The sequence below is a fragment of the Rhizobium sp. BK176 genome, from assembly GCF_024808055.1.
This window is the reverse complement of the sequence record NZ_JANUBV010000002.1, coordinates 449,229-466,597: the sequence shown is the minus strand read 5'-3', so window position 1 is coordinate 466,597 and position 17,369 is coordinate 449,229. Positions and strand designations below refer to the sequence as shown.

Annotated in this window: 12 protein-coding genes; 8 read left to right on the top strand and 4 right to left on the bottom strand. The window is 60.6% G+C overall.

What is annotated here, in order from left to right; all coding sequences use genetic code 11:
* Positions 1–315: 315 nt before the first annotated feature.
* Positions 316–1,842: a winged helix-turn-helix domain-containing protein gene (locus FHT76_RS11555; RefSeq protein ID WP_183859975.1), complete on the bottom strand. Its 1,527-nt coding sequence runs from the start codon at positions 1,840–1,842 to the stop codon at positions 316–318.
* Positions 1,843–2,134: 292 nt separating this feature from the next.
* On the opposite strand from FHT76_RS11555, the gene FHT76_RS11550 reads away from it, so the two are divergent.
* Complete coding sequence (locus FHT76_RS11550; RefSeq protein WP_183859973.1) at positions 2,135–3,952, top strand: methyl-accepting chemotaxis protein; 1,818 nt, start codon at positions 2,135–2,137, stop codon at positions 3,950–3,952.
* 77 nt (positions 3,953–4,029) lie between these two features.
* Here FHT76_RS11550 and FHT76_RS11545 read toward each other — a convergent pair whose 3' ends face one another.
* Positions 4,030–4,536, bottom strand: a complete 507-nt coding sequence (locus tag FHT76_RS11545; RefSeq protein WP_183859971.1) for a DUF523 domain-containing protein — start codon at positions 4,534–4,536, stop codon at positions 4,030–4,032.
* 96 nt (positions 4,537–4,632) lie between these two features.
* Between FHT76_RS11545 and FHT76_RS11540 the strand changes: the two genes are divergently transcribed.
* On the top strand, positions 4,633–5,073 hold the full coding sequence (locus FHT76_RS11540) for a YqaA family protein (protein WP_183859969.1): 441 nt from the start codon (positions 4,633–4,635) through the stop codon (positions 5,071–5,073).
* Positions 5,074–5,186: 113 nt separating this feature from the next.
* Here the strand turns inward: FHT76_RS11540 and glyS are convergent, their stop codons facing one another.
* A complete protein-coding gene (glyS, locus tag FHT76_RS11535) occupies positions 5,187–7,364 on the bottom strand; it encodes a glycine--tRNA ligase subunit beta (RefSeq protein ID WP_183859967.1) in 2,178 nt (725 codons plus the stop codon).
* Positions 7,365–7,568: 204 nt separating this feature from the next.
* On the opposite strand from glyS, the gene FHT76_RS11530 reads away from it, so the two are divergent.
* The 5 genes from FHT76_RS11530 (at position 7,569) to ubiA (ending at position 13,701) form a co-directional block, all read left to right on the top strand.
* Positions 7,569–9,878, top strand: coding sequence for a Tex family protein (locus FHT76_RS11530; protein ID WP_259185595.1), 2,310 nt, complete (start codon positions 7,569–7,571; stop codon positions 9,876–9,878).
* Between the two features lie 135 nt (positions 9,879–10,013).
* Positions 10,014–11,273: a cyclopropane-fatty-acyl-phospholipid synthase family protein gene (locus FHT76_RS11525; RefSeq protein ID WP_183859963.1), complete on the top strand. Its 1,260-nt coding sequence runs from the start codon at positions 10,014–10,016 to the stop codon at positions 11,271–11,273.
* A gap of 57 nt (positions 11,274–11,330) precedes the next feature.
* On the top strand, positions 11,331–11,912 hold the full coding sequence (locus FHT76_RS11520; protein WP_183859961.1) for a histidine phosphatase family protein: 582 nt from the start codon (positions 11,331–11,333) through the stop codon (positions 11,910–11,912).
* 70 nt (positions 11,913–11,982) lie between these two features.
* The gene (locus FHT76_RS11515; protein ID WP_183859959.1) at positions 11,983–12,702 is read left to right on the top strand and encodes a hypothetical protein; all 720 of its coding nucleotides are present in this window, start codon (positions 11,983–11,985) and stop codon (positions 12,700–12,702) included.
* A gap of 39 nt (positions 12,703–12,741) precedes the next feature.
* A complete protein-coding gene (gene ubiA, locus FHT76_RS11510) occupies positions 12,742–13,701 on the top strand; it encodes a 4-hydroxybenzoate octaprenyltransferase (protein ID WP_183859957.1) in 960 nt (319 codons plus the stop codon).
* A 73-nt stretch (positions 13,702–13,774) separates the two neighbouring features.
* On the opposite strand, the gene FHT76_RS11505 is transcribed toward ubiA, so the two are convergent.
* Positions 13,775–14,341, bottom strand: a complete 567-nt coding sequence (locus FHT76_RS11505; protein ID WP_016552966.1) for a DUF6101 family protein — start codon at positions 14,339–14,341, stop codon at positions 13,775–13,777.
* A 299-nt stretch (positions 14,342–14,640) separates the two neighbouring features.
* On the opposite strand from FHT76_RS11505, the gene FHT76_RS11500 reads away from it, so the two are divergent.
* Positions 14,641–17,361: a DUF1217 domain-containing protein gene (locus tag FHT76_RS11500; protein WP_183859955.1), complete on the top strand. Its 2,721-nt coding sequence runs from the start codon at positions 14,641–14,643 to the stop codon at positions 17,359–17,361.
* The last annotated feature ends 8 nt before the right edge of the window (positions 17,362–17,369 follow it).

The following is a 17,369-nucleotide window of genomic DNA, read 5'->3' as shown; positions in this document are numbered from 1 at the left end:
CGAACGGGGGTGCTTCCGAAGGTCGGGACAAGCAGACGTGTAAGTGCCTGCCATCCGGTCGAAGCATTCAACCAGCGCAGATGCTGTTTGGTACCGTGCCTGACGGCCGCCACTCCTGCTTCGCTTTCGTCAGGGGCCAAGTCGGCACTGGGTTCCGGCTGAGGGGAATAAATGCGTCCCTGATCGAGGGAAAGGATGGTCAGTGTCGTAATCATTGCCGTCTCCCACTTGCGGTTTTGCAGTGGAAGCAGTCTCTGCTGGTTGCGGTGTTCCGGTCCTGAACCGCACGCGGAAAAGTTCCGAAACAATCCGAATCTATCGCTCCGAAACGCCCGCCAATCGCAACCCGTCGAGGACGCCGGCGATGCGATCCGGATATTTGCTGGCCTGGCCGGCGCGGATGCGCTCGATCGTGATGTCGGGCGTCAGTCGTCTCAACGCTGCAAGATGACGATGGGCTTCCTCCATGCGCCCGAGATGCGCGCTCGCAGCAATGAGGACCCATAAAGTAGCTTCGAAATTCGGATTGCTGGCAAGCGCCCTCGACGCCCACGCGACGGCCTGATCGTACTCTCCAAGGACGACATAGGCATGCGCGATACCGCAAAGCGAGAAATGTGCGCCCCGATCGCCGGGCGTTAGCCGATTGGCCCTGTGGAAGTGGCTGAGCGCATCGCTGATGTCGCCGCAATGAAGATGCCCGACGCCCGCCCTGACAACCGCCATCGGATTGTTGGGATTGGATTCGGCGGCCGCCTGCAAAACCGCGAGCCCCCAATCATAGTCCTTCACCGTCTGCATCAAGGCGACGCCGCAATGGGCCATGACCATGGCGTCACCCGCGCCATGCTCCAGCGCCTTCCGGGCCAGCGCGGCACATGCACGCACATCGTCGTCGGTGAGCGCCGGCCAGCCCATCGTGTAGCGATGCTCGAGTGCCCATGCAGCATGGGAAAGCAGCTGCGCGTTGTCCGGCTCGACCGCGAGCCCCTGCATGAGAAGGGCATAGGCGGCCGCGTTGTCGCTTTCAATTTCCGTCGAGATCTTCGCCAGTGCCTGCAGGTAGATGTCGTAGGTGGCGACGCTTCCCGGCCGCTCGCGCCGTGATCGCTCGATCTCGGCTGTCTGTATCAGCGGTTCGATCAGCGTCGCGACGCGTTCGGTGATGCGATCCTGAAAATCGAATATCTCGTCCAGGGTGCCATCGAAGGTCTGCGCCCACATATGTGTTCTGCCTTGACCTTCGACGAGTTCTGCCACGATACGGAGCCGATTGCTCGACTGGCGGATGCTCCCTTCAAGCACGTAGCGGACGCCGAGTTCGGCGGCAATCTTTCGCACATCCATTCCCCTATAGGCAAAGGAACAGTCCCGGGCGATCACGGCAAAGCTTCGGAACCGGCTCAAGGCCGCTATGATTTCGTCGACGATCCCGTCGGCAAAATAATCCTGCCTCGGATCGCCACTGAGATTGCTGAAGGGCAGGACTGCGAGTGCCGGCCGCAGCTCCTGGGTCGCAGCCGCTTTCGCCTCCACGGTTGTCGGCATGAAGCGGTAGCCGGTGCGCGGCACCGTCGCGATCCATTCCTGCCCATCGGGCGCCGGCCCAAGCGCCTTGCGCAGCGCGGCGACCTGGACGGTCAGGTTGCTCTCCTCGACGGCAATTCCGGGCCAGACGCGCTCCATCAACGCATCCTTGGAAACAACGCCGCCGCGGCCTTTAAGTAACGCTTCAAGAAGGGCAATGCCGCGTTGGCCAAGCGGGACCACCCGCCCGTTCCGCAGCAGGCCGCGGCCGGGATCGAGAACGAATTCACCGAAGGCATACGAAGGCTCAGCCATGTCAGAAATATAGCTCAACCATCGGCCTCGGAAAACCGTGCGGCGAGCCTTGCGAAAGCACTTCAACTTTCGGGCGCACGGATGAATCAAGCTCTCCGCGGACTGCAAGAATGCACTGATTACATTTGATAATCCTGCAGGCGTTCATCACTTGGCAATTGTTAATTCCTTCACTCTAATTCTAACGACCAGGCCGGAAGACGCATGTTGTCGTCGCCAAGCGCGGGTCAGCGCAGAGGTCGGGAGTTCACCGATCCGGAATTGCCGAACCCACCGTTTTCGCGAGACATTCATGAAAAAGCTTAAGATTGCTCATCAACTGTTCGCCCTTGTGGGCGTGCTCATGGCAGCCTTCGCCATCGCCACTTATTTCCAGATCAAAACGACCTCGCAGGCGATCTACGACGACCGCTTCGACCTTCTGCGTGCGCAGGTTCAGTCCGGGATCTCCATTCTCGACTCCTACTACCAGCGTGAAAAGTCAGGCGAGATGACGCATGAGGCCGCGCAGGCCGAAGCATTCAAGGTTCTCTCCAAGGTCAAGTTCGAACCGGCTGGCTACTTGTTCGGCTACGATTACGACGTCGTCCAACGCTTCCACCCGAAGCCGGACAATATCGGCAAGAACATGGGCGGGCAGGTGGACCAGAACGGCACTTATTTCAGCAAGGACATGGTCGCCAAGGGTCGGGCCGGCGGCGGTCGCACCATCTACTACTGGAGCAAACCCGGCCAGCCTGACGACAAGCTGTTCGAGAAGGGTTCCTACTCGGCCGCCTTCGAGCCTTGGCAGCTGGTCGTGTCCAGCGGCGTCTACCTCGACGACCTGCAGGCGCAGATCAATGAGGCGATCTGGAAGGCGCTCATTGCCTGCGCGATCATCGCGGTCGCCGGTATCGCTGCCGCCTTCTATTTCATCCGCGGCATCTCCAAGCCGCTGCAGGATGTGCATCAGGCGCTGGAAGCGGTTGCCGACGAGAACGTCGCGCTTGCAATCCCGCATGCCGACATGAACAACGAAGTCGGCATGATGGCAAAGGCGACGCAGTCGCTGCAGCAGAAGGTCAAGGAACGTCACGCTATGTCCGAGCGCGAGGCTGCCCAGCAGATGGCCCTCGACGGCGAACGCGAAAACAGTCAGCGCCTGCAGCGCGAGGAAACGGTCGCCCAGAACCACGTCGTCTCGACCATCGGCCAGGCATTGGAGCAGATCGCACGCGGCGACCTCACGGTGCGTTGCGCCGATCTCGGTCAGAAGTACGCAGCCCTCCGCGACAACTTCAACGACGCGCTATCGCACCTCGAAGCGGCGATGGCCAAGGTCAGCGCCAAGGGCGGCGACATCGCCGTCAGCAAGGAAGAGATCCGTCGCGCCTCCAACGATCTGTCGCAGCGCACCGAGCGTCAGGCCGCGAGCCTCGAGGAAACCTCGGCAGCGCTCGACGAGCTGACCGTTGCCGTTCGTCAGACCGCCGAAGGCGCCCATGAAGCGAGCAAGCGCGTCGAGGCCGTCAGCGGCGAGGCGAGCCGCAGCGATGCGGTTGTCTCCGAAGCGATCGAAGCAATGAGCGGTATCGAGAAGTCGTCGGCCGAGATCGGCAAGATTATCGGCGTCATCGACGACATCGCCTTCCAGACCAACCTGCTGGCGCTGAACGCCGGCGTCGAAGCCGCCCGCGCTGGCGAATCCGGCAAGGGCTTCGCGGTCGTTGCTCAGGAAGTCCGCGAACTGGCGCAGCGTTCGGCCGCCGCCGCCAAGGAGATCAAGGATCAGATCGCCCGCTCGTCAGGTCAGGTCGATCAGGGCGTTCGCCTGGTCGGCGAAGCCGGTGAGGCGCTCAAGCGCATCTCCGACCAGATCAAGGCCGCCAACGAGATCGTTGCCAAGATCGCCCACAGCGCCTCCGAGCAGGATACGACGCTGCGCTCTATCTCCTCGTCGATGAACCAGCTCGACGCCGCGACCCAGCAGAACGCCGCAATGGCGGAGGAAACCACTGCGTCGGCCGAGTCGCTGGCAACCGACACCGACGAGCTTCTCAACCTCATCCGCGGTTTCCGCGTCGGCAACAGCCAAGACTACAGCACGCAGGTTCGCCGCGCCGCCTGAGCGTAGGCAGCAATACAAATGAACGGCCGTCGGAGCGATCCGGCGGCCGTTTTTTACATGGAGGTCGCTAGGTAGTTTCAGGTGGCGCTGTTGGCCTCGTCGGCATCGAGCCGTGTGACCAGGGCCTCGATATCGCGGTCGGAGTAGACGGCAATGCCGGCCCTCCTCAGAAAAGCCGCTGTCACGCCGTTCCCCGTGTGCTTGTTTCCGGAGAACGTGCCGTCATAGACAAAACCCGAGCCGCATGAGGGGCTCCCATCGATCAGCAACGCATAGCGGCAGCCGGCCTCGGTGGCGAGGTCAAGCGCATTTTCGGCTGCCTGCTTGAACTCGTCGGTCACGTCGCCGCCGGTGATCTCGACGACGCGGGCGGTGCCATCAAGCACATCCTCGCCGGTGGCGCCGCCCTCGATTTCGGCCGGCGGACGCGGCACCGGCATTCCGGCGGACATCTCGGGACAGATGGTCACCAGCCGCCCTTCCTCGATCCAGCGCGCGATCGCCGGATGGGCGAGCGGCTTCGACTGGCCGTCATAGCGGACGGCATGTCCCATGAGGCAGGCGCTGACGAGAATCTTGTTCATGGCTTTGGCATAGCCCCAAGGACGTGATAGTTCCAGCCCGCTATCTGGCGCGATGAAGGGGAATTGGGTGCGGCGATGCATTGGCGCCAATAATTCATGACCGATCTTGCGGTCTATACCGGCCTTTTCCTGATGGCCTTTGCAGCAGCGACGATTTTCCCGATGCAATCGGAAGCCGGCCTTATCGCGCTTATCCTGGCAAACCAGCATCCGGTCTTCGCGCTGATTTTGGTGGCAACGATAGGCAACGTCCTTGGGTCGACCATCAACTGGCTGCTCGGGCTCGGAATCGAGCGGTTCCGCGACAAACGCTGGTTTCCCATCCGCCAGCCTGCGCTCGACAAGGCGCAGCGCTGGTATCGCCGCTATGGCAAATGGTCGCTGTTGCTGAGCTGGGTGCCCGTTATCGGCGATCCCATCACCATTGTAGCCGGCGTCCTGCGCGAACCGTTCCCGATGTTCCTGTTACTTGTGACCATCGCGAAGACCACCCGCTACGCGGTTCTCGCTGCCGTCACGCTCGGTATCGCGAACTGATGCCAGCGGAATTCCGTCCTTGAATCAAAATCTGAATAGGCGAAATTCTGCAGATGACGCCGGAGGTTAGGGCGCCATCCGCATGTCAAACCTGACGCGCGGATGCCTGGGGCTTAGCCGGAGATCTTCGAGAAGTCGGCGACAGTCCCGGTTGCTTCACGGATCAGGCGCAGCAGGGCAAGACGATTGGCGCGAATGGCGGCGTCTTCGTCGTTGACAAGCACGTCGTTGAAGAAGCTGTCGACCGGCGCGCGAAGCTTCGAGAGCGCCTCCATGGCCGAGCGGAAGTCTTCCTTCTCTACGGCAGCGGATGCCTCGGCGGAAGCCTTGGTGATTGCCGCGAACAGTTGCTTCTCGGCGTCGAGTCGGAACAGATTTTCCGAAACACCGTCAGCGACGACCGTGCCTTTCTTTTCTTCAGCAGCCAGGATCTGTGTGGCGCGCTTGGTGCCCACCAACAGGTTCTTGCCGTCCTCCGAGGTGATGAAAGCCGTCAGCGCTTCGACGCGGCGAGCCACCATCAGCAGGTCGTCCGTTTCAGGGGTCAGGACGGAATCGATAAGATCGTAGCGTGCGCCCTGATCGCGGAGGTAGACCTTCAGGCGATCGTGGAAGAAGGAGAGAAGGTCGAATTGGCGCGACAGGTCGTTGTCGTCAACGGCCTTGCCGATATCCGTATCGATGCGGCCCATGTGGCTCGTGATGCGCGGCAACAGCGTCAGGCGCACGCGGCGCTCCAGCAGGATGCGGATGACGCCAAGGGCTGCGCGGCGCAGTGCAAATGGATCCTTCGAGCCGGTCGGCTTCTCGTCTACAGCCCAGAAGCCGATCAGCGTGTCGAGCTTGTCGGCAAGCGCCACGGTGATCGCAACTTTGTCCTGCGGCAACTGGTCGGATGGTCCCTGCGGCTTGTAATGCTCCTCGATCGCAGTCGCGACAACTGCGTCCTCGCCCTGAAGAGCGGCATATTTGCGCCCCATGACACCCTGCAGTTCCGGAAACTCGCCGACAGCCTCGGTGCGCAGGTCGGCCTTGGCAAGCACGACGGCCCTGTCGACCAGCTTGTAATCGGCGCCGAGAGGGAATGCGACCTTTGCGGCCATGGCGCGGATGCGCTCCACCCGCTCGCCCTGCGTGCCGAGCTTGGCATGGAACGTCACACCGAGCGCATCGAGCTTCGCCATGCGCTGGTCGAGCGGCTTCTTGAGGTCGAGACCGAATTTCTTTGCTGAAGCCTCGAGCGTTTCGAGATCTGGAAGATCGCCCTGGTCGCGCTTCCAGAAGTGCAACGCGTCAGAGAGGCGCGCGCGCACGACCTTGCCGTTGCCGTGGATGATTTCCTTGCCGCCGTCGCTGGCCTCGATGTTCGAGACGAGGATGAACTTGTTCGACAGTGCGTCGCCGCCAACCGGCCGGGTCACGAAACACTTCTGGTTCGTCTTGATCGTCAGGCGGATGATCTCCGCCGGAATCGAGAGGTAGTCTTCCTCGAAGCTGCCCATCAGCACCTGGGGCCATTCGACGAGGCCTGACACCTCTTCGAGCAGCCCTTCGTCCTCGACCAGCTCCAGGCCGTTCGCAAAAGCGACGTCACGGGCATCGTGGAGGATGATGTCCTTGCGGCGTTCGCCATCGAGGATCACCTTGGCCTTTTCGAGGCTCGCGATGTAATCGCCGAAACGCTTGACGGTGATGGCGCCGGGCGCATGGAAACGATGGCCGTAAGTCACGTTGGAGGCGACGATGCCGTCGATCGAGAACGGAATGACGACAGTCTCTTCGTGTTCAGTGCCGAACGTGCAGACGATCGATTGCAACGGCCGGACCCAGCGCAGCGAGCCCGGCTGAGCGGAAGCCGCGCCCCAGCGCATCGGCTTCGGCCAGGGGAAATCGCGGATGATGCCCGGCATGACATCGCTGATGATCTCTTCGGCGGCGCGACCCGGCTTGGAGATGATAGCGATGTAGAAATCGCCCTTCTTCGGGTCGCTCTGGATCTGCGCCTCGGAAACGGAAGACAGGCCGGCGCCGCGCAGGAAGCCTTCGATCGCCTTTTCGTTGGCGTCGGTGCGGGGGCCCTTCTTCTCTTCGCGCACGTCGGCGGAGCGCGCCGTCAGACCGCGGATGTCGAGCGTCAGCCGGCGCGGCGTCCAGTATTCGCGCGCACCCTCGTAGGAAAGTCCTGCCTCGACCAGCGCATCGGTGACGAGCTTCTTCAAGTCGCCGGCAGCCTTGCGCTGCAGGCGGGCCGGGATCTCTTCGGAGCGGAGTTCTAGGAGCAGATCTGGCATGTCACTTTCCTTGCCTTCCCCAGGGAAGGCGCCACAAAGGCGGGGCTAAAAACGGTCGCCTCTGCTAGCAAAGAATGGCGCATCTGCACAACCGCAAAAACGGCCGCCATCCGTGCTATGTTGCTGTGGATAGCAACGTCGGGCATTGCCTTGCCGTTTTCCGTCGCTATTGTCCCGCGACTTTTGTGAAACGCAGGAACTCCCATGGCCGCTGATCTTCGTTCGCTCGCCGCTGTCATCTCTTCCGAAATCAACGCCCGGCCGGATCAGGCCAAGGCTGCGATCGAGCTGCTGGACGAGGGGGCGACCGTGCCCTTCATCGCCCGCTACCGCAAGGAAGTGACGGGTGGGCTGGACGATACCCAGCTGCGCAATCTGGCCGAGCGGCTGGTCTATCTGCGCGAACTGGAAGCCCGCCGCGACACGATTGTCGAGTCCATCAACGGCCAAGGCAAGATGACCGACGAGCTGATGGCGAAGATCGCCAAGGCGGGCACCAAGGCCGAGCTTGAGGATCTCTATCTCCCCTACAAGCCAAAGCGCCGCACCCGCGCCGAGATCGCCCGCGAACGTGGCCTTGGACCGTTGGCCGAAGCCATCCTCGCGGATCGCTCAAAGGAGCCCGCGACGCTGGCGGAAGGCTTTATCAGCGCCGATGTGCTTGATGTGAAGACGGCGCTTGAAGGCGCACGCGACATCGTCGCCGAAGGTATTTCGGAAAACGCCGACCTGCTTGGAAAGCTGCGCGCCCACATGCGCAGTGCTTCCTTGCTGAAGGCGAAGGTCGTCGACGGCAAGCAGGCTGCGGGCGAAAAATTCTCCGACTATTTCGATCATTCCGAGCGCTGGGCGACGGCGCCCGGCCATCGCGCGCTTGCCATGCTGCGCGGCTGGAACGAGGAAGTGCTGACGCTGACAATCGAGGCCGATGCCGAGACCGTATCGCCGAACAAGCCGGTCGAGCGCATGATCGCCGCCGCCTACGAGATCGGCAGCAGCCGTCCCGGCGATCGCTGGCTGATGGAGGTGGCGAGCTGGACCTGGCGCGTCAAACTCTCCATGTCGCTGTCGCTCGACCTGATGCGCGAGCTGCGTGAACGCGCCGAGGAAGAGGCGATTCATGTCTTCGCCCGCAACCTCAAAGACCTGTTGCTGGCCGCCCCTGCCGGTTCGCGCGCCACGATGGGCCTCGATCCGGGCATCCGCACAGGCGTCAAGGTTGCCGTCACCGACGCAACAGGCAAAGTCGTCGCAACTTCGACCGTCTATCCGTTCCAACCGAGAAACGACGTGCGCGGCGCCCAATTGGAGCTCGCCTCGCTGATCCGCAAGCACAATGTCGAACTGATCTCGATCGGCAACGGTACCGGCAGCCGCGAGACGGAAAAGCTCGTCGCCGACATGCTCTCCGATCTGCCCGCACCGAAGCCGACCAAGGTGATCGTCTCGGAAGCCGGCGCTTCGGTTTATTCCGCATCCGAAACAGCGGCGCTTGAGTTCCCGAACCTCGACGTGTCGTTGCGCGGTGCCGTCTCCATCGCCCGTCGTTTGCAGGATCCGCTGGCCGAGCTCGTCAAGATCGAACCGAAGTCGATCGGTGTCGGTCAGTATCAGCACGACGTCGATCAGCAGAAACTGTCGCGCTCGCTCGACGCCGTTGTCGAAGACGCGGTGAATGCCGTTGGTGTGGATCTCAACACCGCGTCCGCGCCGCTGCTGTCGCGCGTCTCCGGCCTGGGCGCCTCGATCGCCGAGGCGATCGTCAAACACCGTGACAGCGAAGGCCGCTTCGAGAGCCGCCGTGACCTGCTGAAGGTCGCCCGTCTTGGCCAGCGCACCTTCGAACAATGCGCTGGCTTCCTGCGCATTCGCGATGGCAAGGAGCCGCTTGACGCCTCCTCGGTTCACCCGGAAGCCTACGGTGTCGCCAAGAAGATCGTCGCTGCCTGTGGCCGCGACCTACGTTCGCTGATGGGCGACAGCGCTGCCGTTAAGGCCGTCGATCCGCGCCAGTTCATCGACGAGAAATTCGGCCTGCCGACGGTGAAGGACATTCTCGCCGAACTGGAAAAGCCTGGCCGCGACCCACGCCCGAGCTTCAAAACCGCGACCTTCGCAGAAGGCGTCCATGAGATTTCCGACCTGGTGCCTGGGATGATGCTGGAAGGTACGGTCACCAACGTCGCGGCCTTTGGCGCCTTCGTCGATATCGGCGTCCATCAGGATGGCTTGGTGCATGTCTCGCAGCTTGCCGATCGCTTCGTCAAAGATCCTCATGAAGTCGTGAAGGCGGGCGACGTGGTGAAGGTTCGCGTCGTCGAGGTCGATGCCAAGCGCAAGCGCATTGGCCTGTCGATGCGAAAGGATGACGGTTCGCAGGCTCCGGCGCCGCGTGGCGAGTCGCGCGGAAATCAGCCGTCCCGTGGTCAGAACGACCGCCGCTCGGCTCCGGCAAAGCCAGAGAGCCAGGGAGCTTTCGGCGCCGCGCTGGCCGAGGCGATGAAGCGAAAATAAGCGCTTAGCCATCGAATTTGCAAAAATGTCACACTTTGGCGACCATGTTGCCGAGGTGTGAAATACGGCGCTTGTAAGGCGGCAGAGAGGTACTAAGTTGATTGGACCATCCTGTCACAATGCGAGGCCTTGCTTATGGCGTCGGCTTTCTTATCGATCGTCCAAAAACTCATCCGTAAGGGTAATCTGAGACTGACTCTCGCCAGCGGCGAGACGCATATGGTTGGCGACGGCACCGGTGAACTGGTTGTCGTTCGCATGGCCGATGAAGAGGCGGAACAGCTGATCCGCCGCGACCCCACCCTGAAACTTGGGGAAATGTTCATGGAGGGCCGGTTCATCCTCGAACAGGGCAACATCTACGATTTCCTGGCGATGGTGAAACAGAATACCACCAACGAGATCTTCGATATCCCGATGGCGGCCCTACTGATCGGACGCATTGCCCTGCAGCAGCTGAAAAGCCGCATTCCGATCAACCGCAACAGACGTAACGTTGCCCACCATTACGATCTGTCCGAAAAGCTCTTCGAACTCTTTCTCGACGAGGATTGGCAATACTCCTGTGCCTACTACAACCCGCCCGGCATCAGCCTGGAGGAGGCGCAGGTCGCCAAGAAGCGGCACATCGCCGCGAAGCTTCTGCTCGAACCGAACCAGCGCGTTCTGGAGATCGGCTCCGGCTGGGGTGGCATGGGCATGTACCTGGTGGAATCCACGCCAGGGCTGGAGCTCACCGGCATCACGCTCAGCAAGGAGCAGCTGAAGATCTCGCGGGAGCGTGCGCAGAAGCGCGGCCTTGCCGATCGCGCGCGCTTCGAGCTGCAGGATTACCGCACGATGACCGGCAGGAAGTTCGACCGGATCGTATCGGTCGGCATGTTCGAGCATGTCGGCATCGGCAATTTCGGCAAGTTCTTCAAGAAGGTGCATGAATTTCTTGCCGATGACGGCGTCATGGTGCTGCACTCGATTGCGCGTCCGAAGCCGAGTTTCGCGACCAATGCCTTCATCGAGAAGTATATCTTCCCGCAGGGCTATATCCCGTCGATCGGCGAGACGCTGCCGTTCATCGAAAGTGCGGGGCTGCTGGTTCGCGATGTCGAAGTGCTACCGCTGCATTACGCCTACACATTGCGCCACTGGCGCGACCGCTTCGTCGCGCGAAAGGCCGACGCGGTCGCGCTCTACGACGAGCAATTCTTCCGTATGTGGGAGTTCTATCTCGCCGGATCCGAGATCGGCTTCCGCTGGGACGAACTATTCGTCATGCAGATCCAGATTTCCAAGAACCAGTATTCGACCCCCGACAATCGCGACTACATCGCGGCGAACGAGGCAAAGCTGAAGGAATTCGAGGCGACGCGTCCGCCGCTCGAAAAGGTCATTCTCTGACCCAGATCAAAGGGCGCGGCAAGGACCGCGCCCTTTCAATTTCGGAGCCTGATGGCAATGGCAAACACCCTTCCGGAAATCTATCTTGTCCGTCACGGCGAAACCGAATGGAGCCTGTCCGGACGACACACTGGCCGCAGTGATATCCCGCTCACCGAAAACGGCGAGGTGGCCGCGCGTCAGGTCGGTCCACGTCTTGCGGGCAAGAGCTTCGCGGCCGTCTGGTCGAGCCCGTCGCAACGCGCCCGCAACACCTGCGAACTTGCCGGTTTCGGAGTTGGCGCGATTGTCAAGGACGATCTGGCTGAATGGGACTATGGCGACTACGAGGGCGTCACCAGCAAGGAAATTCATGCGACCCGACCAGGCTGGCAGCTGTTTCGCGACGGCTGCCCGAACGGCGAGGCGGCGAACGACGTTGGTGCGCGGGCTGACCGGATCATCGTGGAACTGCGGCAGGCCAATGCCGCCATCCTGATCTTCTCCAGTTCGCACTTCCTGCGCGTCCTCGGGGCCCGCTGGCTCGGGTTGCCGCCGGCGGACGGGGCGCGGTTCATTCTGGACACGACGAGCATCAGCGTTCTCGGCTACGAGCACGACCTGACGGAGCCGGTCATCCGGCGCTGGAACGGCATCTAGGAATACGACTTTGACGAGCAGTCTCGACTCAGATTGAGTGCGTACCCAGAAGCACAAGGGGGAAGGCGGGATGCTACGCGAGACGTTCGGCATTATCGGCAGAAACTGGTCCATGTATCTGGTCGTCGTCATTGCTGTCGTGGCGATTGCGGTATTCGACGAAGTTTCGGGCAAGACGACGTCGAGTGGCGCGACGACGTTCATGTGGAGCTATCTCGCTATGTGCGTCCAGGGCGCGGTGATCTACTCCTGGTCATTCGCCGAGATCGGAAAGCGTGCAGGCTTCGGAAGGACGTTTCCCTATTTCCTCAAGACGCTGGCGCTGTTGATTGCTGCGCTCGGGATCTCCCTGCCGATCTTCATGTTCTTGCCGTCGGGATTGGACATATCGGCAAGCGTGCTGATTTACACCTTCGCTGCGCTGATCGCCTATGCACTGGTGCTGTCGTTGTTTGGAACCTGGCCGGTCTCAAGCATTACCGGTGTCGGCACATCGCTTTTGGATGCGCTCCGACGCGGCGTCTCGCGACTGGTGTCGACGTTAGGTCGTCTGATCGCCGCGATCGTTCTGCCAGCGGTTTTGTCGATCCTGCTTGTTGTGCTGGCGTCTCACCTTTCGATCTCGCCATTGCTGCTGATCGATGGAAAGCCGAACGTCGTTATGCTTGCAATCTCGGCGATTGCGGCATTCCTTCAGGCGCTCAGCGTCAGCTACGCTGCGGTTGCGCTTGCCCGCATCTACCTTTCCGGCGAGCAGGGGTCTGTAGAGTTTGGCGCTGCGGCCGCATGACGGCTTGACCCGCGCCTTGACCGATCGCTAGATGGCGTCATGCAACAGATCGGCGGAATAAACGGGCGCGTTGCGGATGCGCCTTCGAACAACTGGGTATACCGGATCTTGCCTCCGTGGCTCTGGCCTTATGCGCAGCTTGCGCGCTGGGATCGGCCGATCGGTTGGCAGCTCTTGATGTGGCCTTGCTTCTGGTCGGCGACAATGGCTGCCAATGCCGCAGCCACTCTCGGCCAGTTTTCTGGCGGCCAGCTGGTTTTCCATCTCCTTCTCTATTTCATCGGTTCAGTCGCGATGCGCGGGGCAGGGTGCACATACAACGATCTCGTCGACCACAAGATCGACATGGAAGTGGCGCGAACTCGTTCGCGGCCGCTGCCGTCGGGTCGGGTGACGCGCACCCAGGCCAAGGCGTTCATCGTCCTGCAGGCGCTGGTTGGGCTGCTGGTCGTGCTGCAGTTGAACTGGTTTGCCGTCATCCTCGGCGTCCTCTCGCTCGCCATTGTGGCACTTTATCCCTTTGCCAAGCGCTTTACGGATTGGCCGCAGTTCTTCCTTGGCCTTGCCTTCTCCTGGGGTGCCTTGATGGGCTGGGCCGCGATTTTCGGGAGCCTCTCGCTGGCGCCTATTTTCCTCTACGTCGCCTCGGTGGTCTGGACGATCGGTTACGACACCATCTACGCCCATCAGGACAAGGAGGACGACGAACTGATCGGCGTTCGTTCCACCGCGCGGCTGTTCGGCGACAAGACGAAACAGTGGCTCGTCGGCCTCTATGGTCTGACCCTCGTGCTCGCCTTCTGCGCCTTCCTGGCGGCAGGTGTCGGACTGTTCGCCTATCTCGGCCTGCTCATTGCCGCCGGTATGTTTGCGTGGCAAATCGTAACGCTGGATATCAACGACGGCGAGCAATGCCTGGCCCTGTTCAAATCCAACAATCGCGTCGGACTGATCATCTTTGCCGGCCTTTTCTTGTCGCTGCTCTTTGTCTTGCCTTAGGCCAAGATACGGAAGACCAAGACGAAAAACCCGGCACAATGGCCGGGTTTTCGGTTTTGGCAGATCGCCCCGCTCAGCTGCGGGCGATGATTTCCTTGCCTTCGATCTTCATGGCGACGCCGAGCTTGCCTGTCGTGCGACGCACGAGGAAGCGCGGGCGGCGGTTGGCGAAGTAGGAGTGGCGGCGGCGCGGCTTCAATGCGCTGGTCCGCAGGTCGCCGAGATGTTCTTCCAGTGGACGGGCAATGCCATCTGCCTCGACCATCAGCATCGGAATGCGGAAGGCTTCCGACCAGCTGCGCCAGTCGGCGGCAATATCCGCCAGGTCGTGAGCGACCAGAAGGGGTACGCAGAGCTCCGGATCTTCGTGGTGAAGCTCCAGGGTTACGGTGACCTCGCCGTTGCCATGGTCGATGGCGCGGGCGGCAACGCCCTTGAAGGCGCGCTTGGGAAGTGCGATCGAAAGCGGCAGGCCGCTCGAGGGGAGAACCTTGCGCAGGATAGCGCCACGTTCGTCGATCGTTATGCTGACGTCACTTGTGGAGTCGTGGATGGCGTAGCTGACCTGTTGGGGAAAGCGAGACGGATCGAGACGCAGTGTCGTTCCAGCCCATACGGGCTTCATAACGGTGTTGTTCATGTTCATTCTACCCTTGTCTTACCTGAGAGCCGGTTTCCGGTCTTCTCCTCGGGGCTTTTCGCCCTCTATGGCTCGACAATAGGCGCCGCCTGTTCGAGACAGCTTAAAAATCGCGGTTAAGAAAACTTTGCCTCCCTGGATGGTTATCAAAACCGAAGCCGGCAAGGTTTCCGGAGGGTGAACGCCGGCTGTCTCATATTGCAACGCAAGATGGGTAAGTCTCGGGTAAGCTTTTTATCGCAAAATGGCGCAGAACCACTCTGTCATACTTTGAAGACTTTGCCGGAAAAGGGCGTGTTATGATCTCTGCTTCGATGGCCTACAACATAGTGTCGGGGAACATGAAGCAGAGCCTCGATCGCGTTGCCTCCCAGGCCACGGTCAAGCGCGACGCCGACTACTACAAGGACAACATCAACAAGGTCAAAGACGTCGACGATTTCCTCGGCAACTACAGGCTCTACAGCTATGCGATGAAGGCCTATGGCCTCGACGACATGACCTACGCCAAGGCCTTCATGAAGAAAGTCCTGGAGAGTGATCTGACCGATGCCGGCAGCTTCGCCAACAAGCTGACCGATACGCGCTACAAGGAATTTGCCGCCGCGTTCAACTTCAATTCGCCGGCAGCGGATGCGCAAAGCGACGCGCAGGAAGACGATCTGATCGGCCTCTACACGCAGTCCTTTGCCGACGAGAGCAAGAATGCGGCGACGGAGACCGACTACTACGGCAATGCGATCGATGCAGCGCAGGATGTCTCGGATATCGTCGGTGACAGCCGTGTCCGTACCTATGTCCTCAAGGCCTACGGCATTGATCCTACATACGTCTCCAATGACTTCTTGACGCAGGTTCTAACCAGCGACGTCAACGATCCGAACAGCTTCGTGAACGTCAACGGCAACGAAAAATATCAGGCGCTTGCTGCGCAATTCAGTTTTAATGCCGATGGCACTGTCAATGGCGCGGCGCAGACCGCTGCCCAAAAGGACGCCGTCATGGAACAGTACAACTTGACTGTTCCGTCGATCGTCACCCCTGCCGCAGCGGACTACAACAAAGCCTACTACCTGTCCAAGATCGGAGCGATCACCAGCGTCGACGATCTTCTCGCTGACAGCCGCCTAACGTCCTACATCAAGACGGCCTTCGGCATGTCTCAGGATTTCAGCACCGCAGCGCTGAGACTCGTGCTGACCGATGCCAGCTACGCGACGTCTCTGGATCTCAGCGAAGCCAATCAGGCGTTCAACTTCAATTCCGACGGGACGATCAACGGCGCGGCGGCGTCCTACACGGCGCAGACGCCCGATCAGATAAAGACCATGGGCGACCTGGCCGCCTCGGCGACCAGCTACTACCAGTCCACGATCGTTAACATCACCAACGTCGACGATCTCGTCGCCGACGCAGGGCTGACGCGCTATATCAAGGATGCCTATGGCATACCGCAGACCTTCAGCGATGCCGATCTCAAGAGCGTTCTCACCGACGCAACCTATGCCGCCAGCCTTGGCTATGATGCGGTCCATTCGGCTTTCAACTTCCAGGCAGATGGCAGCGTACCGGATGACGTCAATGCGCAGACCTCCGCTCAGGCGCGCGTGACCAGTTCAGGCGCGCGCTCCAACCTCGATTACTTCCAGAGCACGATCGGCACGATTTCCAATGTCGACCAGTTGATCGCGGATACGAAGCTGACCAGCTTTATCAAGTCGGTCTACCAGATGCCGGCCAATATCAGTGATGCTGATCTCAAGAACATCTTGATTGATCCCAGCTTCGCTGCCGCTCAGGGCTTCAGCAATGTCAACGCAGGCTTCAGTTTTGCTGCCGATGGCTCGGCCGCGGCCGCCTCCGGTCCGCAAAGCGCCGAACAACTGATGAACACCACCGACAGCTATTCGGTCCGCTATGACGACGCACAACAAGAGGCCATGGACGCGGCCGTCGCCAATTACAAGGAGCGGATGAGCGACGACAACATCAAGAAAGTGGACGATTTCCTCCGCTCCAACGCGACGGCGGATCTCGACAACAGCAACGATGGCTTGCCGGATCCCTATCAGATGGCGCTGCGCGCCTACGGGCTGACGGAGCAGGACGTGCCGCGTTCGACACTGCGCAAGTTGCTGAAGAGCGACCCCTATGATCCGAACGGCTATGTCGCCTCGTTCAAGGACGAGCGCATCACCAATCTCGTCCGCGCCTTCAACTTCGGCAGCGACGGCAAGATCACGTCGGAAGTACAGGCACTGTCACCCGCCGTCATGGCCAAGTATGCGACGAACTACAAGTCGCGTGCCACCTTGGGAATGGACGACGGCTCGATCAAGGACAAGGCTTCGAAGGACGCGACGAAGGCCGTCGATGATTTCGCCAAAGGCATGGCCGAGGTGAAGTCGCTTGATGATTTCCTGAAGAACGACAAGCTGACCAGCTTCGTGCTGAAGGCGAACGGTCTCGATCCGAAAAAGTACGACGACGAAACCTTGCGGAAGATCTTCACGTCGGATCCGTCCGATTCCAAGAGCTATCTGAATACAAAGGCAGACTCCAAGTTCAAGGAAATCGTTGCCGACTTTAACTTCGATACCGCCGGAGACCTGACACGCGCCAAGATCGGCGCCGTTCAGAATGTCGGCGCCGAGGATCGGACCCAGACGAACTATCTTCAGCAGACTCTCGAAACGCAGCAGGGTGAAAGCAACGACGGCGTGCGTCTTGCTCTCTATTTCGCCCGCAAGGCTCCCGACATAACCTCGCTCTACAGCATCCTCGGGGACAAGGCGTTGTTCCAGGTCATCACAACCACCTTCAGCCTGCCGAGCGGTATTTCCAGCATGGATGTCGAGAAGCAGGTCGATCTTCTGAAGAAGTTCGTCAATCTCGACGACCTTCAGGATTCGAAGAAGGTCGACAAGCTGTTGAAGCGGTTCACCGCAATGTATGACCTGCAGAACAATTCCAACAACTCACCGGCGCTCAGCATTCTGACCGGCGGCACATCGGGCTGACCGCCTTA